The organism is Mycobacterium sp. IDUB_28 (genome assembly GCF_055419285.1).
Map to the genome: position 1 here is coordinate 338,501 of NZ_JBVAXK010000002.1, position 21,941 is coordinate 360,441.

Genomic DNA, 21,941 nt, shown 5'->3' on the forward strand with positions numbered 1-21,941 from the left:
GATTATAAGTCGAAAACCTCCGGGTGCGAAAGGAGCCCCCATGACGGTCTTGAATCGCATGGACATCGCCGATGAGCTGGCAGCCCGCATCGTCAGCACGGCGACCGGCTACACCGGGATCGAGGGCGACGCGCAGTGGGCTGCCGAGATCCGCCGCCTGGCGCGGCTGCGCGGTGCGACCGTCCTGGCCCACAACTACCAGCTGCCGGCGATCCAGGACGTCGCCGACCACGTGGGGGACTCGCTGGCCCTGTCCCGCATCGCGGCCGACGCGCCTGAGGACACCATCGTGTTCTGCGGGGTGCACTTCATGGCCGAGACCGCCAAGATCCTGAGCCCGGCCAAGACGGTACTCATCCCGGATCAGCGCGCCGGGTGCTCGCTGGCCGATTCGATCACCGCCGACGAACTGCGCGCCTGGAAAGCCGACCATCCCGGGGCGGTCGTGGTCTCCTATGTCAACACCACCGCAGAGGTCAAGGCCCTCACCGACATCTGCTGCACGTCGTCCAACGCGGTCGAGGTGGTGGCCTCCATCGACCCCGACCGCGAAGTGCTGTTCTGCCCCGACCAGTTCCTGGGCGCCCACGTGCGCCGGGTGACGGGTCGGGAGAACCTGCATGTGTGGGCCGGCGAATGCCACGTGCACGCCGGGATCAACGGTGACGAGCTCACCGAGCAGGCCCGCGCCAACCCGGACGCGGAGCTGTTCGTTCATCCCGAGTGTGGTTGCGCCACTTCGGCTTTGTATCTGGCCGGGGAAGGAGCTTTCCCGGCCGACCGAGTCAAGATCCTATCCACCGGCGGAATGCTGGACGCCGCCCACCAGACCCACGCCCGCAAGGTGCTGGTGGCCACCGAGGTCGGCATGTTGCACCAACTACGCAGGGCCGCACCGGAAGTCGAGTTCCAGGCGGTCAACGACCGCGCGTCGTGCAAGTACATGAAGATGATCACCCCGGCCGCACTGTTGCGCTGCCTGCTGGACGGCGCCGACGAAGTCCACGTCGACCCGGACATCGCGGCGGCGGGGCGCCGCAGCGTGCAGCGGATGATCGCGATCGGCCAGCCGGGCGGTGGCGAATGACGACTGGCCCGGTCTGGCAGGACTCCGCCGACGTCGTGGTGATCGGCATGGGCGTCGCGGGACTGGCCGCCGGGCTGGCCGCGCACCGCGCGGGAGGCCGCGTCGTGGTCCTCAACAAAGCGACGCAGACGCGGGCGGTGACCGCCACCCACTACGCCCAGGGCGGCATCGCGGTGGTACTGCCGGACAACGACGACTCGGTCGACGCCCACGTCGCCGACACCCTGGCCGCGGGCGCGGGCCTGTGCGACCCTGAGGCGGTGTATTCGATCGTCGCCGACGGCTACCGGGCGGTGACCGAATTGGTCTGCGCGGGAGCACGATTCGACGAGGTGGTGCCGGGCCGGTGGGATGTTACCCGCGAAGGCGGGCACTCGCGACGACGCGTCGTGCATGCCGGCGGGGATGCGACCGGCGCTGAGGTGCAGCGCACCCTCGATCATGCGGCCCGCCTGCTGGACATCCGCAACGGCCACGTCGCACTGCGGGTGCTGCACGACGGTGACGCGGTCACCGGGGTGCTGGTCGGGCGTGCCGATGGTTGCGGCATCATCCATGCGCCGTCGGTGATATTGGCCACCGGTGGCCTCGGGCATCTCTACAGCGCGACCACCAACCCGGTCGGTTCCACCGGTGACGGCATCGCATTGGCATTGTGGGCCGGCGCGGCGATCGCCGACCTCGAATTCATCCAATTCCACCCGACGATGCTCTACACCCCCGACGGCGGGGGCCGGCGACCGCTGATCACCGAGGCGATCCGCGGTGAAGGCGCGAAACTGATTGACAAACAAGGCAATTCGATCACCGCCGGTATCCACCCGATGGGCGACCTGGCCCCGCGCGACGTCGTCGCCGCGGCCATCGACGCGCGGCTGAAAGCCACCGGCGAGCCGTGCGCCTACCTCGATGCCCGAGCCATCGCCGGCTTCCCGGCACGGTTCCCGACGGTCACCGCCGCGTGCCGCGCGGCCGGCATCGACCCGGTGCGCCAACCCATCCCGATCATTCCGGGCGCACACTACAGCTGCGGCGGCGTCGTCACCGACGTCTACGGCCGGACCGAACTGCCCGGATTGTTCGCCGCCGGGGAAGTGGCGCGCACCGGCATGCACGGCGCCAACCGGTTGGCCTCCAACAGCCTGCTGGAAGGTCTGGTGGTCGGCGCACGGGCCGGCACTGCCGCCGTCGCACACGCGGCGGCAGCGGGGCATCCGCGCGCGAAGCTGCCCGCACCGATCGTCCACACCGCGCCCGAGCGCGCCGACCTGCAGCAGGCGATGAGCCGGGATGCCTCGGTGGTCCGCGACGCCCCCGGGCTGCAGGCGCTGGCCGGGAAGCTGGGCGCCGCACCGGTCCGGGATGTGACAGACCGGCGCGGCGCCGAGGACGTCGCCCTGGCGCTGGCCGCCCGGACGGTCACCGCCGCCGCGCTGGCCCGCGCCGAAAGCCGCGGATGCCACCACCGCGCCGAACATCCGTCGGCCGCCACCGAGACCGGGCGCAGCATTCTGGTCCGGCTGGCCTTCGACGGCGAGCAGCCGACCGATTCTGTCCAGGTCGAAGCGTTGGCGGCGGTGGGCTGATGATGCTGGACGACGCCGAGCTGATCGACGCTCGGGAGACCATCCGACGGGGCCTGGTCGAAGACCTGCGTTACGGCCCGGACACCACCACGTTGGCCACCGTGCCGGCGAACGACGTGGCCACCGCGTCGATGGTGCCCCGGGAGCCCGGCGTGGTCGCCGGGGTGGACGTGGCGCTGCTGGTGCTCGACGAGGTGATCGGCAGCCGCGGGTACCAGGTGCTGCACCGGGTGGAGGACGGGGCGAAAGTCAACGCGGGCGAGCCGTTTCTGACGGTGCGGGCCGAGACGCGGGGACTGCTGACCGCCGAACGGACCATGCTGAACCTGGTCTGTCACCTGTCCGGGATCGCATCGGTGACGGCAGCGTGGGTGGAGGCCGTCAGCGGCACCAAGGCCAAGATTCGCGACACCCGCAAGACCCTGCCGGGTCTACGGGCGTTGCAGAAGTACGCGGTGCGCGTCGGCGGCGGCGTCAATCACCGGCTCGGTCTGGGCGATGCGGCGCTGATCAAGGACAACCACGTCGCAGCGGCCGGATCGGTGGTGGAGGCGTTGCGCGCCGTGCGGGCCGCCGCACCCGAGATGTGCTGCGAGGTCGAAGTGGATTCCCTCGAGCAACTCGACGAGGTGCTGCCCGAGAAGCCCGAGCTGATCCTGCTGGACAACTTCCCGGTGTGGCAGACGCAGACGGCGGTGCAGCGTCGCGACGCCCGCGCGCCAGAGGTTCTCCTCGAATCCTCCGGTGGGCTCAGCCTGGAGACGGCCGCGACGTACGCCGGCACAGGCGTGGATTACCTCGCCGTCGGGGCGTTGACGCATTCGGTGCGCGTGCTGGACGTCGGCCTGGACATGTAGCGCCGGGCATGGGCTTCAGCGCATGAGGTGACCGGGCAAGGATGGTGCGATGCGGCAATTGACACATACGGAGCCCGGGCACTACGCGTGGCGCGAGGTCGCCGACCCGGTGCTGGCAGCGCCCGGACAGGCCTTGGTACGTCCGCTGGCCGTCGCCTGCTGCGACCTCGACGTCGCTGTCTGCGCTGGTCGGCTCCCGCTTCCGCCGGGTTACGCGGTGGGTCATGAAGGCGTGGCCGAGGTCGTCGCGGTGGGTGCGGAGGTGTCCAGCGTGCGAGTCGGGGACCGGGTGGTGGTCCCTTTTCAGATCAGCTGCGGCACCTGTCGGGAGTGTCGCCGCGGGGCGACCGGCTCCTGCGGTTCGCTGCCGCTGATGGCGATGTACGGGATGGGACCGATCGCCGGCCTGGACGGTGGCGGGTTCATGTCGGATCTGGTGTTGGTGCCCTACGCCGATGCGATGCTGATCCCGGTTCCGGCCGGGGTCGATCCGGTGGCCGTCGCCTCGCTGTCGGACAACATTCCCGACGGCTGGCGCACAGTCGGTCCCTTCGCCAGCGAACTGGCCCTGCTGGACCAGGCCGACCGGCGAGTGCTGGTGGTCGGCCGGTTGTCCATCGGGTTGTATGCGGTGGCGTTCGCTTCAGCGCTCGGCGCCCAGGTGGACTACGTCGACACCGACCCGCAGCGGTTGAGCGCGGCACAACAGCTTGGCGCGACTACGCACGACCGGCCGAAACCGGCCAAAGAGTGGGATCCCTATCCGGTGACGGTGAACACCTCGGCCGATCCGGAGCTACTTGCCGCTACGTTGCGCGCGACGTGGGCGGACGGCGTGTGCACCGACACCGGCATCTATCACCAGAACGTCGAGATGGCGCTGCTGCACCTGTATACCCGGGGCGTCAGGTTCGTCACCGGCCGGGTCAATGCGCGCGCGGCCATCCCGTCCGTGCTCGGGCTGATCGCCGACGGATGTGATCTGTCGGCGGCCGTCGACCGCGTGGTGCCGTGGGAAGAAGCCGCTGCCGCGTGGCCCACCATGACCGGCAAGACGGTCTTCACCAGGATTTGACTCGCGGCCTTCGGCACTTGCGGCTCAGGCGACGTCGCCGACCAGGACCGCCATCCGGCGCAGTTGCAGTCGCGCCAACCAGGGCAGCCCGGCCGCCTCGGAACCGGCGGGCAGGATCCGGGGATTGGTGATGTGCACCACCCGACGGGTGTAATGCACGTCGGCTTCACCGGCGGCCAGCACGTTCTTCACCCAGTCGGTCTTGCCGTGACCCAGCGCGACCGCCAACAGACCGCCTTTGCGGTAGGTGGTGACGATGGTCCGGTACGGCTTGCCGGACTTGCGTCCGCGGTGCTCGATCGTCGCCGTGCCGGGCAGGTAGCGGACGATCGGTTTGAGCGCCGGGTTGAGGTATCTGACTTGGAGGTTCTCGAACCACACCGGGTAGATCATCGGGACGCCGGGGGCGTTGTTGGGGTGTTGATCCCGACCGGGCATGGCTGGCTCCCTCCGCTACCGGGCCTGACTTCCACTGGGCACACTACCGGTGGAATATCGATGTGAGCTGCTCTGGGACAATGGTGGGCGTGACAACTACACCGACCGGCGAGCCTGCGCTGCTGTCCCGTATCGATCTGCGGGGTGTGGAGCTGACGGCCGCGCGGCTGCGGGCCGAGCTGCCGCGCGCCGGGGTGGACGTCGAGTCGGTGCTGGACCGGGTGCGCCCGATCGTGCAGGCGGTCGCTGAGCGTGGTGTCGAGGCGGCCCTGGAGTACGCCGAGCAGTTCGACGGCGTGCGACCTGCGGCGGTCCGGGTACCCGAAGGTGCGCTGGAAGCCGCGATCGTCGGACTCGACGACGATGTGCGCGACGCGTTGCAGGTGATGATCGAGCGGGCGCGTGCCGTGCACGCCGACCAGCGCCGCACCGACACCACCACCACACTGGGTCCGGGCGCGACGGTCACCGAACGCTGGGTCCCTGTGGAGCGGGTCGGCTTGTACGTGCCCGGCGGAAACGCGGTCTACCCGTCCAGCGTGGTGATGAACGTGGTGCCGGCGCAGGCGGCCGGGGTCGACTCGCTGGTGATCGCCAGCCCGCCCCAGGCGGAGTTCGGCGGGCTGCCCCACCCGACCATCCTGGCTGCGGCCGGGCTGCTGGGTGTCGAAGAGGTGTGGGCGGTCGGCGGGGCGCAGGCCGTGGCGTTGCTGGCGTACGGCGGCCTCGACACGGGTGGACCGGAGCTCGTTCCGGTCGACATGATCACCGGTCCCGGGAACATCTATGTCACCGCCGCCAAACGGTTGTGCCGGTCCCTGGTCGGAATCGACGCCGAGGCCGGGCCCACCGAAATCGCGATCCTGGCCGACCAGACGGCCAACCCGGTGCACGTCGCCGCCGATCTGATCAGCCAGGCCGAACACGACGAGATGGCCGCCGGCGTGCTGGTCACGCCCAGCGTCGAACTGGCCGACGCCACCGACGCCGCACTGGCCAACCAGCTGCAGACCACCGTGCACCGGCAACGCGTCGAGGCGGCGCTGTCCGGGCCGCAGTCGAAGATCATCCTGACCGACGACCTCGACGCCGCCGTCCAGGTCGTGAATGCCTACGCCGCCGAGCATTTGGAGATCCAGACCGCCGACGCAACGGCAGTGGCAAGCCGAATCCGTTCCGCCGGAGCGATTTTCGTCGGGCCTTATGCCCCGGTCAGTCTCGGTGACTACTGCGCGGGGTCCAATCACGTGCTGCCCACCGCGGGTTCGGCACGGCACTCCAGCGGCCTGTCGGTGCAGACCTTCCTGCGCGGCATTCACGTCGTCGACTACACCGAATCAGCTCTGAAGGATGTTGCCGGGCACGTGGTCGCGCTGGCCCAGGCCGAGGATCTGCCCGCCCACGGCGAGGCCGTCCGGCGACGGTTCGAGTCATGAAGCCGACCCTGGACGACTTGCCGCTGCGCGCTGACCTGCGCGGCAAAATTCCCTACGGCGCACCGCAATTGGAGGTACCGGTACGGCTGAATACCAACGAGAACCCGCACCCCCCCACCCGGGCGCTGGTCGATGACGTCGTAGCATCGGTGCGTGCAGCGGCCGCCGATCTGCACCGGTATCCCGACCGCGACGCGGTGGCGCTGCGCACCGATTTGGCCGCCTACCTCAGCGCCCAGGTCGGTATTCCGGTCGGCCCCGAAAGCGTCTGGGCGGCAAACGGATCCAACGAGATCCTGCAGCAGCTGCTGCAGGCCTTCGGCGGCCCCGGGCGCAGCGCGATCGGATTCGTGCCGTCGTACTCGATGCATCCCATCATCTCCGACGCCACCCGCACCGAATGGCTGGAAACCGCCCGCGCCGACGACTTCAGCCTCGATATCGAAGCCGCCGTCGCCGCGGTCACCGACCGCCGACCCGATGTGGTGTTCATCGCCAGCCCCAATAATCCGTCCGGACAGAGCATCACACTGCCGCAACTGCGCCGGCTGCTCGATGCGGTGCCCGGGATCCTGATCGTCGACGAAGCCTATGGCGAGTTCTCCGCGCAGCCCAGCGCGGTGACGCTGGTCGAGCAGTACCCGACCAAACTCGTCGTCACCCGCACCATGAGCAAGGCATTCGCCTTCGCCGGCGGCCGGCTGGGTTACCTGGTGGCCACACCCGCCCTGGTCGAGGCCATGCTGCTGGTGCGCCTGCCGTATCACCTGTCCTCGGTCACCCAGGCCGCCGCGCGGGCCGCCCTGCGGCACGCCGATGACACCCTGGGCAGCGTCGCCGCCCTGATCGCCGAACGCGAGCGGGTGTCGACCGCGTTGGCCGGCATTGGTTTTCGGGTGATCCCCAGTGACGCCAATTTCGTGCTGTTCGGTGAATTCGCCGACGCGCCGGCCGCGTGGCAGCATTACCTGGATTCCGGCGTGCTGATCCGCGACGTCGGCATCCCGGGTTATCTGCGCGCCACCACGGGGCTGGCCCACGAGAACGACGCCTTCCTGGCGGCGAGCGCCCGGATCGCCGCCACCGAACTGGCCCCGGCCCCGCAGCCTTGTATAGGAGCATCGTGACAGTCCACGAACCTCGGCGCGCGCGTATCGAACGCCGCACCAAAGAGTCCGACATCGTCATCGAGCTCGACCTAGACGGCACCGGCCAGGTCGACATCGACACCGGCGTCCCGTACTTCGACCATATGCTGACCGCACTGGGCAGCCACGCCAGCTTCGACCTGACCGTGCGCACCAAGGGTGACGTCGAGATCGAGGCGCACCACACGGTCGAGGACACCGCGATCGCCCTGGGCCAGGCGCTGGGGGAGGCGTTGGGCGACAAGAAGGGCATCCGCCGGTTCGGTGATGCGTTCATCCCGATGGACGAGACGCTGGCGCACGCGGCTGTCGACGTGTCGGGCCGCCCGTACTGCGTACACACCGGTGAGCCGGATCATCTGCAGCACTTCACGATTGCCGGCAATGCGGTGCCGTACCACACCGTCATCAACCGGCACGTGTTCGAATCGCTGGCCATGAACGCCCGCATCGCGCTGCACGTGCGGGTGCTCTACGGTCGCGACCCGCATCACATCACCGAGGCCGAATACAAGGCGGTGGCCCGCGCGCTGCGTCACGCCGTCGAGTTCGACTCCCGGGTTTCGGGCGTGCCATCTACCAAAGGTGTTCTGTGACAGCGCAAGTCGTTGTTCTCGACTACGGTTCGGGCAACCTCCGGTCGGCTCAGCGGGCGCTGGAGCGCACCGGCGCCCGGGTCGAGGTGACCGCCGACGCCGAGGAAGCGCTGGCCGCCGACGGACTGGTAGTGCCCGGCGTCGGGGCATTCGAAGCCTGCATGGCGGGGCTGCGCAAAGTCGACGGGGAACGCATCATCGCCGAGCGGGTCGCGGCCGGACGCCCGGTGCTGGGTATCTGCGTGGGCATGCAGATCCTGTTCGCCCGCGGCGTCGAGTTCGGCGTGGAGACCACGGGTTGCGGGCAGTGGCCCGGCGCGGTGACCCGGCTGGACGCCCCGGTGATCCCCCACATGGGCTGGAACGTCGTGCAGGCCGCGCCCGGCAGCACGCTCTTCAACGGTCTGGCCGAAGACACCCGGTTCTATTTCGTACACTCCTACGCCGCACAGCGGTGGGAAGGATCACCCGCAGCGATGTTGACCTGGGCGACACATCAGGTGCCTTTTCTAGCCGCGGTCGAGGACGGGCCGTTGTCGGCGACCCAGTTCCACCCGGAGAAGAGCGGCGATGCCGGCGCGGCCGTGCTGGGTAACTGGGTCAAGGGGCTGTCGCGATGACGCTGATCCTGTTGCCCGCCGTCGACGTGGTCGAGGGCCGAGCCGTGCGCCTGGTCCAGGGCAAAGCCGGCAGTGAAACCGAATACGGCTCCGCGCTGGATGCCGCGCTGGGCTGGCAGCGCGACGGCACCGACTGGATACATCTGGTCGACCTCGACGCCGCGTTCGGTCGCGGCTCCAACCGGGAGTTGCTCGCCGACGTGGTGGGCAAACTCGATGTGCAGGTGGAGCTTTCCGGTGGTATCCGCGACGACGACTCGCTGGCGGCGGCGCTGGCGACCGGTTGCGCGCGGGTCAACCTGGGCACCGCGGCGCTGGAGAACCCGCAGTGGTGTGCGCGGGCGATCGCCGAGCACGGCGAGAAGGTCGCCGTGGGCCTGGATGTTCAGATTGTGGAGGGCGAGCACCGGTTACGCGGACGCGGTTGGGAGACCGACGGTGGCGACCTGTGGGAGGTGCTGGACCGCCTGGACAGCGAAGGATGCTCGCGCTACGTGGTCACCGATGTCACCAAAGACGGAACGCTGGGCGGGCCGAACCTGGAGTTGCTGGCCCGGGTCGCCGAGCGCACCGACGCGCCGGTGATCGCCTCCGGCGGGGTGTCCAGCCTGGATGACCTGCGTGCCATCGCGACCCTGACCGATCGGGGCGTCGAGGGCGCCATCGTGGGCAAAGCGCTCTATGCCGGTCGTTTCACGCTGCCACAGGCGCTGGCCGCGGTAAAGGATTGACTCGCAATGGATCTGGACGCGTTGGTGGTTCAAGCGTCGGCCATCCTCGACGACGCGGTCGAACCGTTCCTGGCCGGCCACCGTGCCGATTCGGCAGTCGCCAAGAAGGGCAATGACTTCGCCACCGAGGTGGATCTGGCGATCGAACGGCAGGTGGTCGACGCGCTGGTCGCGGCCACCGGGATCGAGGTGCACGGCGAGGAGTTCGGCGGCGCGGACTTCGACTCGCCGTGGGTGTGGGTGCTGGACCCGATAGACGGGACGTTCAACTACGCCGCGGGGTCGCCGCTGGCGGGGATTCTGCTGGGGCTGCTGCGCGAGGGTGAGCCGGTGGCGGGGCTGACCTGGTTGCCGTTCACCGGCCAGCGGTATACCGCGGTGGCGGGCGGTCCGCTGTTGCGAAACGGAGTGCCGCGGCCCCCGCTGGCGCACTCCGAACTGGGCGACGCGCTGGTTGCCGCGGGATCCTTCAGCGCCGACTCGCGCGGCCGGTTCCCCGGCCAGTACCGTCTGACCGTGCTGGAGAACCTCAGCCGGGTGTCCTCCCGGTTGCGTATGCACGGCTCCACCGGGCTCGACCTCGCCTACGTCGCCGACGGAATACTCGGCGGGGCAATAAGTTTCGGAAGCCATGTGTGGGATCACGCGGCGGGCGTCGCGCTGGTGCGGGCCGCGGGCGGTGTCGTCACCGACCTGGCCGGCCAACCGTGGACCCCGTCGTCGCGGTCCGCCCTGGCCGCCGCACCGGGTGTGCACGGGGAGATGCTGGAGACCCTGCGCGGCACCGGCGAACCGGAGGACTTCTGATGCCGAGCAGACACAAAAGTCCCCGACACGCCGATGAAAATGGAGCTTTTGCGTCTGCTCGCGAGGGGACAGGTGGCCTTGCGGTGCGGGTAATCCCGTGCCTGGACGTCGACGACGGTCGTGTCGTCAAAGGCGTCAACTTCGAGAACCTCAGGGATGCAGGTGATCCCGTCGAACTGGCGGCCGCCTACGACGCCGAGGGCGCCGACGAACTGACTTTCCTCGACGTGACCGCTTCCTCGTCGGGACGGGCCACGATGCTCGACGTGGTGCGCCGCACCGCCGAGCAGGTGTTCATCCCGCTGACGGTGGGCGGCGGCGTGCGCGCGGTGGCCGACGTCGACATGTTGTTGCGCGCGGGTGCCGACAAGGTGTCAGTCAACACCGCCGCCATCGCCCGGCCCGACCTGCTGGCTGAAATGTCGAGACAGTTCGGCTCGCAGTGCATCGTGTTGTCCGTCGACGCGCGCACGGTGCCGGCCGGATCGGCACCTACGCCGTCGGGTTGGGAGGTCACCACGCATGGCGGGCGCCGCGGCACCGGCATCGATGCCGTGGAGTGGGCGACCCGCGGTGCGGAGTTGGGTGTGGGCGAGATCCTGTTGAACTCGATGGACGCCGACGGCACCAAAGCCGGATTCGACCTGCCCATGCTGCGCGCGGTGCGCGCCGCGGTCACCGTGCCGGTGATCGCCAGCGGCGGCGCCGGAGCAGCAGACCACTTTGCACCCGCGGTCGCCGCAGGTGCCGATGCGGTGTTGGCGGCCAGCGTCTTTCACTTCCGGGAGTTGACCATCGGCCAGGTGAAGGCCGCGATGGCCGAGCGGGAGATCACGGTGCGATGACCCTGGACCCACGAATCGCCGCGCGGCTCAAGCGCAACGCCGACGGACTGATCGCCGCAGTGGTGCAGGAACGCGGCACCGGCGATGTGTTGATGGTCGCCTGGATGGACGACGACGCGCTGGCCCGAACTCTGAAAACCCGTGAGGCCACCTATTTTTCGCGATCGCGCGGTGAGCAGTGGATCAAGGGCGCGACATCGGGGCACACCCAGCATGTGCACTCGGTGCGTTTGGACTGCGACGGTGACACCGTGCTGTTGACCGTGGACCAGGTGGGCGGCGCGTGCCACACCGGTGACCACACCTGTTTCGACGCCGAAGTGCTGCTGGAATCCGATTAGCGGGAGCCGACGTTCAGGCCCGCGGTGGCCTCGAGTGCAGCCTTGGCCCACTTGCCTTGCGCCACCGCGGGTTTGATGCGCTCCTGACGAATCTCGTCAACATTGATGGCGCCTTTGCTGACCGCCGGTGGGACCTGGAAGGCGAAACTCGCCGATTCGGTGGCGATGGCGAGGATGGCGTCATGGTCCTGGAAGTTGTTGCTGCGCATGATCCGTGCCGCCCACTCATCCGGGGCAACACCACCGAAGTTGCTGACGTACACCACATAGAGCATGGTGCCGCGCTGGGCGTGGAGCTGGTCGAGGGCGACCTCCACCGAGAAATGCTCGCTCTTGTTCAAGACGTGGTTCTCGTCGGTGACCTGGCCGGTCAGATGCGGCACCTGTTTGGCCGCCGTTGGTACCGGACTGCCGGGCGGGGCCGGTGGTCGCGAGGTCACGCTGGTCTGACTGGACGCATCGGCCCCGCGGCTGCCGGGCTTCTCGGTCATCACGAACACACCGAGGATCACCGCAATGCCGACCAGGGTGATGGCCGCCAGCGTCACGATCAACGTCGCGTGCCCGCCGCCGCGCGGGGGCGGGGGCATCATCGGCACCGGCGGGTTCATCGCCATCGGAGGCACCGGCACCAGGCCGGGCGGGGCGCCGAGTGCGGCCGCGAACTCCGTGCACGAGGCAAAGCGTGCCGCCGGGTCCTTGGCCATCGCCCTGACGATGACGCCGTCGAGGTAGGCGAGGTCGGGCCGTCGCGCACCGAGCAACGGCGGCGGCGCGGACAGATGCTGGCTGATGATCACCGCCGAACTGGTGTGGTCGAACGGTGCAACACCGGTGAGCAGCTGGTATGCGGTGCACCCCAGCGCGTACTGGTCGACGCGCCCGTCGAGGTCCAGACCCTGCAGCTGCTCCGGCGAACAGTAGGCAGTGGTGCCCATCGTGATATTGGTGGCGGTCAGATTGCTGCTCGCGCCGAGCTCGCGGGCGATACCGAAATCGGCGAGCACGATCCGTCGTCGTGGTTGGGCGTCACCGAGCAGGATGTTGGCGGGTTTAACGTCGCGGTGCAGCAAGCCGCGGGAATGCGCGTAGTCGAGCGCGTCGGCCACGGCCGAGATGATCTGCACCACCTCCGGCAGCGGCATCCCGTTGGGGTAGTGCTCGTGCAGCAGTCGCGCGGCGTCGGTGCCCTCCACATAGTCCATCGAGAGCCACAGCTGCCCCTGGTATTCGCCGCGATCGTGGATGCCGACGATGTGCTGGTTGTAGAGGCTGGCTGCCAACTCGGCCTCGCGGTTGAAACGCTGGCGGTACTCCGAATTCGAGGTCAGCTCGGCGGGCAGGATCTTCAGCGCGTCACGTCGCGGCAAGCGGGGGTGTTGAGCCAGGTAGACCTGGCCCATGCCGCCGGCGCCCAGCCGTCGCACGATGGTGTATCCGGCGAACAGCTCACCCGCTGTCAAGCCCTCGCCGGGACCGTCGCTTGTCGGCATGTGAGCATGCTACTGAGCGACCCGGCCCGTTCGCCGGGCAATGCCCGCAGCGGTGTGCCCCGTTTCGGCGCGCGGAAGATCGTCGCAGCTCCGCTGGTAGGATCGGGGGCGCCGTGAGTTGCACCGATGCGCGCGTCGATGGGGCGGTGACATGCCTTTCATGGGGTGAAATCTGTTCTGTTCGTCAGTGATTCGAACGAGGCGGACGGTGTTGCGCTGATGCGCAGTGCGCCCCAACGTGATTCCGTGACGTGAGTGGGTCCACCCGGCGGTCTCAGGGCTGATGACGTTCTGCAGCAAGCACTTTGATTGCACTGACGAGAGGATGGTAGATGCGCAGATTGGTGTCCTGGAACGTGCTGACGCCGCTGATCGCCGTCATCTCGCTGGCCCTCACCTGGGGTGAGGATATTGGGCCGCTGCTGGGCGCGGTGGAGGCCGTGTTGCTCGGCGGTGCTGTACTGACCGCCGTCCACCACGCCGAGGTCGTCGCGCACCGGGTCGGTGAGCCGCTGGGGTCGCTGGTGCTCGCGGTCGCGGTGACCGTCATCGAGGTGGCGCTGATCGTCACGCTGATGGCCTCGGGTGGGGACAAAGCGGAGACGCTGGCCCGCGACACCGTCTTCGCGGCGGTGATGATCACCACCAATGGCATCGCCGGCTTGTCGTTACTGGTCGGCTCCCGACGCTACGGCGTGACGACGTTCAACGCCGAGGGCAGCGGTTCGGCGCTGGCCACCATCGCGACACTGGCAACGCTCGGTCTGGTGCTGCCCACGTTCACCACCAGTCATCCCGGCCCGCAGTTCTCCGCCGGCCAACTCGCCTTCGCCGCGGTCGCGTCACTGGCGCTGTATCTGATGTTCGTTTTCACCCAGACCGTGCGGCACCGCGACTTCTTCCTGCCGGTGCGCCAGCAGGGTGCCGACGAGCGTGACGACCACAACGAGCACGCCGATCCGCCGAGCACCAAGGCGGCGCTGGCCAGTCTGGGCCTGCTGCTGGTGGCGCTGGTAGCGGTGGTGGGCCTGGCAAAGGTGGAGTCGCCCATCATCGAGCGGATGGTGGCATCGGCGGGTTTTCCGCATTCCTTCGTCGGCGTGGTGATCGCCACGCTGGTACTGCTGCCGGAAACCCTCGCCGCGGTGCGTGCGGCGGCGCAGGGCCGGCTGCAAATCAGCCTGAACCTGGCCTACGGGTCGGCGATCGCCAGCATCGGGCTCACCATCCCGGCCATCGCGCTGGCATCGATCTGGATCCGTGGGCCGCTGGTGCTGGGACTGGGCGCCACCCAGCTGGTGTTGCTGGCGCTGACCGTCGTGGTGAGCGTGCTGACGGTGGTTCCCGGCCGGGCGACGCGGTTGCAGGCCGAGGTGCATCTGGTGCTGCTGGCCGCGTGCTTCTTCCTCGCGATGAGCCCGTAGCGGCAGGCGTCAGCGGCCGCGCAGCGTCTGCAGCGCTTTGTCGGCGTGACTGTCCATGCTGATCTCACTGGCGATCACGTTGAGCACGGTGCGGTCGGTGTCGATGACGAAGGTGGTGCGCTTGACCGGCATCAGCTTGCCTAGCAGGCCCCGCTTGACGCCGAACTGGGTGGCCACGGCGCCGTCGGCGTCCGACAGCAGCGGGTAGTCGAACCGCTGGGAATCAGCGAACTTGGCCTGCTTCTGCACCTCGTCGGTGCTGATGCCGACGCGGTTGGCGCCGAGTGCGGCGAACTCGGCGGCCAGGTCACGGAAATGGCAGGCCTCCTTCGTGCACCCCGGCGTCATGGCCGCCGGATAGAAGAACAGCACCACCGGCCCGTCGGCGAGCAGCTCGCTGAGCTTGCGCGGCGTACCCGTCTGATCGGGCAGCTCGAAGTCGGCCACGGTGTCACCAATTTTCATGACCGTCACGCTACGCGGGCCGTCGGCCCGGGGTCTGAGCCACCTCATCTGATTGGATGGTTCGGTGCACGCCAACCTCGCAGCCACCACCACTCGGGAGGACTTCCGCGTGCTGGCGGCAGAGCACCGGGTGGTTCCGGTGACTCGCAAAGTCTTGGCCGACAGCGAAACTCCGCTCTCGGCGTACCGCAAACTCGCCGCCAACCGGCCCGGGACCTTCCTGCTCGAATCCGCTGAGAACGGTCGGTCGTGGTCGCGCTGGTCGTTCATCGGTGCCGGCGCGCCCACGGCGTTGACGGTGCGAGACGGGCACGCGGTCTGGCTGGGCGCCGCACCCAAGGACGCGCCCACCGGGGGCGACCCGCTGGATGCGCTGCGCGCCACGCTGGAGGTGTTGGCCACCGCCGCTCTGCCGGGTTTGCCGCCGCTGTCGGGCGGCATGGTCGGCTTCTTCGCCTACGACATGGTGCGCCGGCTGGAGCGCCTGCCGGAGCTGGCCGTCGACGACCTGGGGCTGCCGGACATGCTGCTGCTGCTGGCTACCGACGTCGCCGCCGTCGACCACCACGAAGGCACCATCACCCTGATCGCCAATGCGGTCAACTGGAACGCCACCGACGAGCGGGTGGACGAGGCCTACGACGACGCGGTGGCGCGGCTGGACGTGATGACCGCGGCCCTGGGTCAGCCGTTGCCCTCGACGGTGTCCACTTTCAGCAAGCCCGAACCGCGGTACCGCGCCCAGCGCACGGTCGAGGAGTACAGCGCGATCGTCGAGCACCTGGTGGAGCAGATTGCCGCCGGGGAAGCGTTCCAGGTGGTGCCCTCGCAGCGCTTCGAGGTCGACACCGACGTCGACCCGATCGACGTGTACCGCATGCTGCGGGTCACCAACCCCAGCCCCTACATGTATCTGTTACAGGTCCCCAATAGTGAAGGGGCAGTGGATCTTTCGATCGTCGGATCGAGCCCGGAGGCATTGGTCACCGTGCAGGACGGCCGTGCCACGACACATCCGATTGCCGGCACCCGGTGGCGCGGACAGACCGACGAGGAAGACGTCCTGCTGGAAAAGGAACTGCTGGCCGACGACAAGGAACTCGCCGAACACCTGATGCTGGTCGACTTGGGCCGCAACGACCTGGGCCGGGTCTGCACCCCGGGCACCGTGCGGGTCGAGGACTACAGCCACATCGAGCGCTACAGCCACGTGATGCATTTGGTGTCGACGGTGACCGGGCAGCTGGCTGAGGGTCGGACCGCGCTCGACGCGGTGACGGCGTGTTTCCCGGCCGGCACCCTTTCGGGCGCGCCGAAGGTGCGGGCGATGGAGCTGATCGAGGAAGTCGAAAAGACCCGCCGCGGCCTGTACGGCGGCGTGGTGGGGTACCTCGACTTCGCCGGCAACGCCGACTTCGCGATTGCCATCCGCACCGCGCTGATGCGGCACCGGACGGCATACGTGCAGGCCGGTGGCGGCGTGGTGGCCGACTCCAACGGCGAGTACGAATACAACGAGGCCAGGAACAAGGCCCGGGCGGTGCTCAACGCCATCGCAGCCGCCGGGACGCTGACCGTCCCCGACACGACGCCCGACCCGGGTAGCAGTGACTGAGACCGCCCGCCGCGCCCGGTTGACGACTGGGATCGCCCAACTGCTGCTGGTGGTCGCCGCCGCAGCGCTGTGGGCGGCGTCTCGGCTGACGTGGGTGGTCATCCGTTCATTCGACGGGCTGGGACAGCCCCGCGACGTCGCGCTGACCGGCGCTACCTGGTCGACCGCGCTGCTGCCGTTGGCGATCGTCAACCTGGCCGCCGCGGCCGCGGCACTGGCGGTACGGGGCTGGCAGCTGCGGGCGCTGGCGGCGCTGCTGGCGATATCCAGCTTTGCCATCGGCTATCTCGGCGTCAGCTTGTGGGCGGTTCCGGATGTGGCGGCGCGCGCCGCGGATCTCGCGCACGTACCGGTGGTCACCCTGGTGGGCAGCTCGCGTCACTACACCGGTGCGGTGATCACGGTTCTGACCGCGGTGTGCACGCTGATTGCGGCCGCGTTGTATCTGCGCGCGGCCAAGACCGCCGGCCCGACGCCCGCAGGCGGCACAAAATATCTGGCGCCCGGCGCCCGTCGGTCGATCGCGCGGCGCGACGCCGCGCAGCCCGATGAGACGCCGCTGTCGGAACGCATGATCTGGGACGCCCTCGACGAAGGTCAGGACCCCACCGATCGGCCCGACGGGCCGGACACCGAGGGGCGGTGACGGACCCTGTCCCGACGGTCGCTACCCTTTGTGCACGTCGGCGAAACGTGCTGGCGAGCGTTGGGTCACGGGGAAAGGAACACGGCAGGCATGAGTCCGGCATCCGTGCTTGACTCCATCCTCGAGGGAGTCCGGGCCGACGTTGCCGCGCGCGAAGCCCGGGTGAGTCTCTCCGAGATCAAGGCCGCCGCCGCCGCCGCGCCGAAACCACTTGATGTGATGGCCGCACTTCGCGAACCGGGCATCGGAGTCATCGCCGAAGTCAAGCGCGCCAGCCCGTCGAAGGGGGCGTTGGCGCCCATCGCCGATCCGGCCAAGCTGGCCCGCGCCTACGAGGACGGCGGCGCGCGGATCATCAGCGTGCTGACCGAGGAACGACGCTTCAACGGCTCCCTCGACGACCTGGACGCGGTGCGTGCCGCGGTGTCGATTCCGGTGTTGCGCAAAGACTTTGTGGTGCAGCCCTATCAGATCCACGAGGCGCGCGCGCACGGTGCCGACATGTTGTTGCTGATCGTCGCCGCACTGGACCAGTCCGCGCTGGTGTCCATGCTCGACCGCACCGAGTCGCTCGGCATGACCGCGCTCGTCGAGGTGCACACCGAAGAAGAGGCTGACCGCGCATTGAAGGCCGGGGCCAACGTAATCGGCGTCAACGCCAGGGATCTGGCGACCTTGGAGGTCGACCGGGACTGCTTCGCGCGCATCGCCCCAGGGTTGCCCAGCAACGTGATCAGGATCGCCGAATCCGGTGTGCGTCATACCGGTGACCTGCTTGCATACGCCGGAGCGGGCGCCGACGCCGTCCTGGTCGGCGAGGGCTTGGTCAAGAGTGGTGACCCGCGCGCGGCGGTCGCCGACCTGGTGACCGCGGGTACCCATCCGTCCTGTCCGAAACCGTCTCGCTAGCCGTTGATGTGCCGCGGGCGCACTGAGTCTTTGTGATGGCAGATTTGTCCAACCCGGATATTCCGCGCACCAGTGCGGCCGTCGTCGAACGCACCCATCACGACCCTGATCAGGGTGGGCATTTCGGCGTATACGGTGGCCGCTACGTGCCCGAAGCGTTGATGGCCGTCATCGAAGAGGTCACGGTCGCTTACGAAAAGGAGCGCGTGGACCAGGATTTCCTGGACACGCTGGACAAACTGCAGGCGCACTATGCGGGTCGCCCGTCGCCGCTGTATGAGACGGCCCGACTCGGCGAGCACGCCGGGTTCGCCCGAATCTTCCTGAAGCGAGAAGACCTGAACCACACCGGTTCTCATAAGATCAACAATGTCCTGGGTCAGGCGCTGTTGGCGCGCAGGATGGGTAAGACCCGGGTGATCGCCGAGACCGGCGCCGGCCAGCATGGTGTGGCCACCGCCACCGCGTGCGCGTTGCTGGGCCTGGATTGCATCATCTACATGGGCGCGGTCGACACCGCGCGCCAGGCGCTCAACGTGGCACGGATGCGACTGCTCGGTGCGCAGGTGGTCTCGGTGGAGACCGGATCGCGAACCCTCAAGGACGCCATCAACGAAGCGTTCCGGGACTGGGTGACCAACGCCGACAACACTTATTACTGCTTCGGCACCGCCGCTGGACCGCACCCGTTCCCCACCATGGTGCGCGATTTCCAGCGCATCATCGGGTTGGAGGCGCGCGTCCAGATCCAGCAGCAGATCGGCAGGCTGCCCGATGCCGTGGTGGCCTGCGTCGGCGGGGGATCCAATGCGATCGGCATTTTCCACGCTTTCCTCGACGATCCGGGCGTGCAGCTGGTGGGATACGAAGCGGCCGGTGACGGCGTGGAGACCGGACGGCACGCGGCGACATTCACGGGCGGTTCACCCGGCGCGTTCCAGGGCTCCTACTCGTATCTGCTGCAGGACGAGGACGGCCAAACCATCGAATCGCACTCCATCTCAGCAGGATTGGACTACCCGGGCGTCGGCCCGGAACATGCATGGCTCAAGGAGATCGGCCGTGTGCGCTACGACCCGATCACCGACACCGAGGCCATGGAGGCGTTCGGCCTGTTGTGCCGCACCGAAGGCATCATCCCGGCCATCGAATCCGCGCACGCGGTAGCTGGTGCCCTCAAGCTGGGTGCCGAATTGGGAAGGGGCGCGGTCATAGTGGTCAACCTGTCCGGTCGTGGCGACAAGGACGTGGAGACCGCCGCGAAGTGGTTCGGCCTACTGGACACGTGATGACGGTGGAACAGAGCGAAGCAAGCAGACTGGGTCCGCTGTTCGAGGCGTGCCGCGCGGACGCCCGGGCGGCGCTGATCGGCTACCTGCCCACCGGCTATCCCGACGTGCCGACGTCGGTGCGGGCCATGACCGCGTTGGTCGAATCCGGTTGCGACATCATCGAAGTCGGGGTGCCCTATTCGGATCCGGGGATGGACGGGCCCACCATCCAGCGGGCTACCGAGGTGGCGCTCAGCGGGGGAGTGCGGATCAGGGACACGTTGGCCGCAGTCGAGGCGATCAGCGGAGCGGGCGGTCACGCGGTGGTGATGACCTACTGGAATCCGGTGTTGCGCTACGGCGTTGACGCGTTTGCGCGAGACCTGGCGGCAGCCGGCGGCCATGGCCTGATCACCCCGGATCTGATTCCCGACGAGGCGCAATCCTGGCTTGCGGCGTCTGACGAGCACGGACTGGACCGCATCTTTCTGGTCGCGCCGTCGTCGATGCCCGAACGGTTGGCGAACACCGTCGAGCTCTCGCGGGGGTTCGTCTACGCGGCGTCGACGATGGGCGTGACCGGCGCACGTGATGCGGTATCGAACGCCGCACCTGAACTGGTGGGGAGGGTGAAGGCGGTGTCGGACATACCGGTTGGAGTCGGTCTGGGTGTGCGCTCGGGCGAGCAGGCCGCACAGATCGGCAGCTACGCCGACGGCGTCATCGTCGGTTCAGCGCTGGTTTCTGCACTGGCCGAAGGTCTGCCGACATTGCGCGGGCTGACCGAGGAACTCGCCGCCGGCGTGCGCAGCGTGGCACGGATATGACGACTGCTATGTCCGAGAAGCTGCTGGCCTACTTCCCCAGCCCGCCGCGCGGGGTGTGGCACCTCGGCCCGTTGCCGATTCGCGCCTACGCGTTTTTCATCATCGTCGGGATCTTGGTGGCGCTGTTGATCGGGGACCGGCGCTGGGTGGCCCGCGGCGGTGAACGCGGCCTAATTTACGACATCGCTTTGTGGGTGGTGCCTTTCGGCCTGATCGGCGGACGGTTGTACCACCTTGCGACGGACTGGCGGACGTACTGGGGTCCGGGCGGCGCCGGGTTGAGTGCGGCGCTGCGTATCTGGGACGGTGGGTTGGGAATCTGGGGTGCGGTCGCACTCGGTGTGTTCGGTGCCTGGCTCGGGTGCCGGCGCAACGGAATTCCGTTGCCGGCCTTCCTCGACGCGGTCGCGCCCGGAATTGTGTTGGCGCAGGCCATCGGCAGACTCGGCAACTACTTCAACCAGGAGCTCTACGGGCGCAAGACCACGCTGCCGTGGGGTTTGGAAATTTTTTACCGCAAGGACCCCGCCGGGTTCCAGGACCCGCATTCTCTCGACGGCGTCTCCACGGGTGAGGTTTTCGCCGTCGTACAACCCACGTTCCTCTACGAATTGATCTGGAACGTCCTGGTATTCGCTGCGCTGCTCTACCTGGATCGTCGCTTCACGCTCAGCCACGGGCGGTTGTTCGCCAGCTACGTCGCGCTGTACTGCGTCGGGCGATTCGGCGTGGAGTTGTTGCGCGACGACACAGCGACGCTGATCGCCGGCATCCGGATCAACACGTTCACCTCCACTTTCGTATTCATCGGTGCGGTGGTTTACCTGATCGTGGCGCCTAAGGATCGCGAAGATCCGTCCTTGCTGCGCGGCTTCGGTGACGACGAGGAGTCGTCGACACCGGAACCGGCCGAGGAGCTTGCGGCGGTAGGTACGGGATCGGTGGTGATGGTCAAGGGCGCGGCCGGTAAGGGCGGAAGCGCTGGTGCGGAGAAGGTCGAGACTGCTGAGCCTGAGGCAACCGAGTCGGTCGATGCTGTCGGCGACGAGGCGCTGGACGAGGATCTCGAGTCTGCTATCGCTGAAGCCGATCCACTGGTCGCCGAGGGGGAGGTTGGCGACGAGACGATGGACGCCGCCGCGGATGAGTCGGTAGCCGGGGCACCCGATGGCGAGGCTGACGAATCAGCTGAGTCGGATGCGGAGTCGGTTGATGCCGTCGCGGATGAGGCGTTGGACGAGGATCTCGAGTCTGCTATCGCTGAAGCCGACCCGTTAGTCCCACAGGTTGTGTCTGATGCGGAGTCCGCCGATGCTGTCGCCGATGAGGCGTTGGACGAGGATCTCGAGTCTGCTATCGCTGAAGCCGACCCGTTAGTCCCACAGGTTGAGTCTGATGCGGAGTCCGCCGATGCTGTCGCGGAGGAGGCGGTTGCTGAGGAGCCTGCGGCTGAGGAACTGGCGCCCGAGGCTGAGGTCGCTGAATCCACTGAGTCTGATGCTGAGTCGGTTGAGGTGGGTGCTGAGGAGTTGGCGCCTGAGCTTGCGGTCGCTGAATCCACTGAGTCTGATGCTGAGTCGGTTGACGCCGCCGCGGAGGAGGCGGTTGCTGAGGAGCCCGCGGCGGAGGAACTGGCGCCCGAGGCCGAGGTCGCTGAATCCACTGAGTCTGATGCTGAGTCGGTTGAGGTGGGTGCTGAGGAGTTGGCGCCTGAGCTTGCGGTC

The 21,941-nt window shown here is 68.2% G+C and carries 22 protein-coding genes; 19 read left to right on the plus strand and 3 right to left on the minus strand.

The window, feature by feature from the left end; translation table 11 throughout:
• The first annotated feature begins 40 nt into the window (after window positions 1–40).
• Genes nadA through ACZYZ9_RS05490 form a run of 4 tightly spaced genes read left to right on the plus strand, consistent with a single transcriptional unit; the run spans window position 41 to window position 4,605 of the window.
• Window positions 41–1,087 (plus strand): quinolinate synthase NadA, encoded by a 1,047-nt coding sequence (gene nadA, locus ACZYZ9_RS05475; protein ID WP_463825193.1) that lies wholly within the window; start codon window positions 41–43, stop codon window positions 1,085–1,087.
• Window positions 1,084–2,673 carry an L-aspartate oxidase gene (locus ACZYZ9_RS05480; RefSeq protein WP_463825194.1) on the plus strand — a complete coding sequence of 530 codons (1,590 nt, stop codon included), beginning with the start codon at window positions 1,084–1,086 and terminating at the stop codon, window positions 2,671–2,673. Before nadA ends, ACZYZ9_RS05480 begins: the two co-directional genes overlap by 4 nt.
• Entirely contained in the window at window positions 2,673–3,530 is an 858-nt protein-coding gene (nadC, locus tag ACZYZ9_RS05485; RefSeq protein ID WP_463825195.1) for a carboxylating nicotinate-nucleotide diphosphorylase, read from the plus strand. Before ACZYZ9_RS05480 ends, nadC begins: the two co-directional genes overlap by 1 nt.
• A 49-nt stretch (window positions 3,531–3,579) precedes the next feature.
• Complete coding sequence (locus ACZYZ9_RS05490) at window positions 3,580–4,605, plus strand: zinc-dependent alcohol dehydrogenase (protein ID WP_463825196.1); 1,026 nt, start codon at window positions 3,580–3,582, stop codon at window positions 4,603–4,605.
• A 24-nt stretch (window positions 4,606–4,629) separates the two neighbouring features.
• Here the strand turns inward: ACZYZ9_RS05490 and ACZYZ9_RS05495 are convergent, their stop codons facing one another.
• Window positions 4,630–5,043: a nitroreductase family deazaflavin-dependent oxidoreductase gene (locus tag ACZYZ9_RS05495; protein WP_463825197.1), complete on the minus strand. Its 414-nt coding sequence runs from the start codon at window positions 5,041–5,043 to the stop codon at window positions 4,630–4,632.
• A gap of 119 nt (window positions 5,044–5,162) precedes the next feature.
• Here ACZYZ9_RS05495 and hisD point away from each other — a divergent pair, with 119 nt between their 5' ends.
• The 8 genes from hisD to hisI all read left to right on the plus strand — a co-directional run bounded on the left by hisD (window position 5,163) and on the right by hisI (window position 11,567).
• Window positions 5,163–6,479 carry a histidinol dehydrogenase gene (gene hisD, locus ACZYZ9_RS05500; protein ID WP_463825456.1) on the plus strand — a complete coding sequence of 439 codons (1,317 nt, stop codon included), beginning with the start codon at window positions 5,163–5,165 and terminating at the stop codon, window positions 6,477–6,479.
• The gene (locus ACZYZ9_RS05505; protein ID WP_463825198.1) at window positions 6,476–7,606 is read left to right on the plus strand and encodes a histidinol-phosphate transaminase; all 1,131 of its coding nucleotides are present in this window, start codon (window positions 6,476–6,478) and stop codon (window positions 7,604–7,606) included. The genes hisD and ACZYZ9_RS05505 overlap by 4 nt, the downstream gene beginning before the upstream one ends.
• Window positions 7,603–8,223, plus strand: a complete 621-nt coding sequence (hisB, locus tag ACZYZ9_RS05510) for an imidazoleglycerol-phosphate dehydratase HisB (protein WP_463825199.1) — start codon at window positions 7,603–7,605, stop codon at window positions 8,221–8,223. The genes ACZYZ9_RS05505 and hisB overlap by 4 nt, the downstream gene beginning before the upstream one ends.
• On the plus strand, window positions 8,220–8,843 hold the full coding sequence (gene hisH, locus ACZYZ9_RS05515) for an imidazole glycerol phosphate synthase subunit HisH (RefSeq protein WP_463825200.1): 624 nt from the start codon (window positions 8,220–8,222) through the stop codon (window positions 8,841–8,843). The genes hisB and hisH overlap by 4 nt, the downstream gene beginning before the upstream one ends.
• A complete protein-coding gene (gene priA / locus ACZYZ9_RS05520) occupies window positions 8,840–9,574 on the plus strand; it encodes a bifunctional 1-(5-phosphoribosyl)-5-((5-phosphoribosylamino)methylideneamino)imidazole-4-carboxamide isomerase/phosphoribosylanthranilate isomerase PriA (RefSeq protein WP_463825201.1) in 735 nt (244 codons plus the stop codon). The genes hisH and priA overlap by 4 nt, the downstream gene beginning before the upstream one ends.
• A 6-nt stretch (window positions 9,575–9,580) precedes the next feature.
• Window positions 9,581–10,381 carry an inositol monophosphatase family protein gene (locus tag ACZYZ9_RS05525; protein WP_463825202.1) on the plus strand — a complete coding sequence of 267 codons (801 nt, stop codon included), beginning with the start codon at window positions 9,581–9,583 and terminating at the stop codon, window positions 10,379–10,381.
• 83 nt (window positions 10,382–10,464) lie between these two features.
• A complete protein-coding gene (gene hisF / locus ACZYZ9_RS05530; protein WP_463825203.1) occupies window positions 10,465–11,226 on the plus strand; it encodes an imidazole glycerol phosphate synthase subunit HisF in 762 nt (253 codons plus the stop codon).
• Window positions 11,223–11,567 (plus strand): phosphoribosyl-AMP cyclohydrolase, encoded by a 345-nt coding sequence (hisI, locus tag ACZYZ9_RS05535; protein WP_463825204.1) that lies wholly within the window; start codon window positions 11,223–11,225, stop codon window positions 11,565–11,567. Before hisF ends, hisI begins: the two co-directional genes overlap by 4 nt.
• On the opposite strand, the gene ACZYZ9_RS05540 is transcribed toward hisI, so the two are convergent.
• Complete coding sequence (locus ACZYZ9_RS05540) at window positions 11,564–13,060, minus strand: serine/threonine-protein kinase (RefSeq protein WP_463825205.1); 1,497 nt, start codon at window positions 13,058–13,060, stop codon at window positions 11,564–11,566. The two genes, hisI and ACZYZ9_RS05540, sit on opposite strands and share 4 nt — an antisense overlap.
• Window positions 13,061–13,392: 332 nt before the next feature.
• Here ACZYZ9_RS05540 and ACZYZ9_RS05545 point away from each other — a divergent pair, with 332 nt between their 5' ends.
• On the plus strand, window positions 13,393–14,484 hold the full coding sequence (locus ACZYZ9_RS05545; protein WP_463825207.1) for a calcium:cation antiporter: 1,092 nt from the start codon (window positions 13,393–13,395) through the stop codon (window positions 14,482–14,484).
• Between the two features lie 9 nt (window positions 14,485–14,493).
• Here ACZYZ9_RS05545 and ACZYZ9_RS05550 read toward each other — a convergent pair whose 3' ends face one another.
• Entirely contained in the window at window positions 14,494–14,949 is a 456-nt protein-coding gene (locus ACZYZ9_RS05550) for a peroxiredoxin (RefSeq protein ID WP_463825208.1), read from the minus strand.
• A 64-nt stretch (window positions 14,950–15,013) separates the two neighbouring features.
• On the opposite strand from ACZYZ9_RS05550, the gene ACZYZ9_RS05555 reads away from it, so the two are divergent.
• From ACZYZ9_RS05555 to ACZYZ9_RS05580, 6 genes are all read left to right on the plus strand, one after another.
• On the plus strand, window positions 15,014–16,564 hold the full coding sequence (locus ACZYZ9_RS05555) for an anthranilate synthase component I (RefSeq protein WP_463825209.1): 1,551 nt from the start codon (window positions 15,014–15,016) through the stop codon (window positions 16,562–16,564).
• Window positions 16,557–17,210, plus strand: a complete 654-nt coding sequence (locus ACZYZ9_RS05560) for a TIGR02234 family membrane protein (RefSeq protein WP_463825210.1) — start codon at window positions 16,557–16,559, stop codon at window positions 17,208–17,210. Before ACZYZ9_RS05555 ends, ACZYZ9_RS05560 begins: the two co-directional genes overlap by 8 nt.
• A 90-nt stretch (window positions 17,211–17,300) precedes the next feature.
• Complete coding sequence (gene trpC, locus ACZYZ9_RS05565) at window positions 17,301–18,119, plus strand: indole-3-glycerol phosphate synthase TrpC (RefSeq protein ID WP_463825211.1); 819 nt, start codon at window positions 17,301–17,303, stop codon at window positions 18,117–18,119.
• Between the two features lie 35 nt (window positions 18,120–18,154).
• Window positions 18,155–19,408: a tryptophan synthase subunit beta gene (gene trpB, locus ACZYZ9_RS05570; RefSeq protein WP_463825212.1), complete on the plus strand. Its 1,254-nt coding sequence runs from the start codon at window positions 18,155–18,157 to the stop codon at window positions 19,406–19,408.
• Window positions 19,405–20,217, plus strand: a complete 813-nt coding sequence (gene trpA / locus ACZYZ9_RS05575) for a tryptophan synthase subunit alpha (RefSeq protein WP_463825213.1) — start codon at window positions 19,405–19,407, stop codon at window positions 20,215–20,217. The genes trpB and trpA overlap by 4 nt, the downstream gene beginning before the upstream one ends.
• An 8-nt stretch (window positions 20,218–20,225) precedes the next feature.
• A partial coding sequence (locus ACZYZ9_RS05580; protein ID WP_463825214.1) for a prolipoprotein diacylglyceryl transferase occupies window positions 20,226–21,941 on the plus strand: 1,716 nt, incomplete at its 3' end.

Excerpts from the sequence above, each read along its gene's own strand:
- ACZYZ9_RS05495 (WP_463825197.1), bottom strand. The coding sequence starts at position 5,043 with ATGCCCGGTCGGGATCAACACCCCAACAACGCCCCCGGCGTCCCGATG.
- trpC (WP_463825211.1), top strand. The coding sequence starts at position 17,301 with ATGAGTCCGGCATCCGTGCTTGACTCCATCCTCGAGGGAGTCCGGGCC.
- hisI (WP_463825204.1), top strand. The coding sequence starts at position 11,223 with ATGACCCTGGACCCACGAATCGCCGCGCGGCTCAAGCGCAACGCCGAC.
- priA (WP_463825201.1), top strand. The coding sequence starts at position 8,840 with ATGACGCTGATCCTGTTGCCCGCCGTCGACGTGGTCGAGGGCCGAGCC.
- ACZYZ9_RS05525 (WP_463825202.1), top strand. The coding sequence starts at position 9,581 with ATGGATCTGGACGCGTTGGTGGTTCAAGCGTCGGCCATCCTCGACGAC.
- ACZYZ9_RS05490 (WP_463825196.1), top strand. The coding sequence starts at position 3,580 with ATGCGGCAATTGACACATACGGAGCCCGGGCACTACGCGTGGCGCGAG.
- ACZYZ9_RS05540 (WP_463825205.1), bottom strand. The coding sequence starts at position 13,060 with ATGCCGACAAGCGACGGTCCCGGCGAGGGCTTGACAGCGGGTGAGCTG.
- nadA (WP_463825193.1), top strand. The coding sequence starts at position 41 with ATGACGGTCTTGAATCGCATGGACATCGCCGATGAGCTGGCAGCCCGC.
- nadC (WP_463825195.1), top strand. The coding sequence starts at position 2,673 with ATGATGCTGGACGACGCCGAGCTGATCGACGCTCGGGAGACCATCCGA.
- ACZYZ9_RS05545 (WP_463825207.1), top strand. The coding sequence starts at position 13,393 with ATGCGCAGATTGGTGTCCTGGAACGTGCTGACGCCGCTGATCGCCGTC.
- ACZYZ9_RS05480 (WP_463825194.1), top strand. The coding sequence starts at position 1,084 with ATGACGACTGGCCCGGTCTGGCAGGACTCCGCCGACGTCGTGGTGATC.
- ACZYZ9_RS05550 (WP_463825208.1), bottom strand. The coding sequence starts at position 14,949 with ATGAAAATTGGTGACACCGTGGCCGACTTCGAGCTGCCCGATCAGACG.
- trpB (WP_463825212.1), top strand. The coding sequence starts at position 18,155 with ATGGCAGATTTGTCCAACCCGGATATTCCGCGCACCAGTGCGGCCGTC.
- ACZYZ9_RS05505 (WP_463825198.1), top strand. The coding sequence starts at position 6,476 with ATGAAGCCGACCCTGGACGACTTGCCGCTGCGCGCTGACCTGCGCGGC.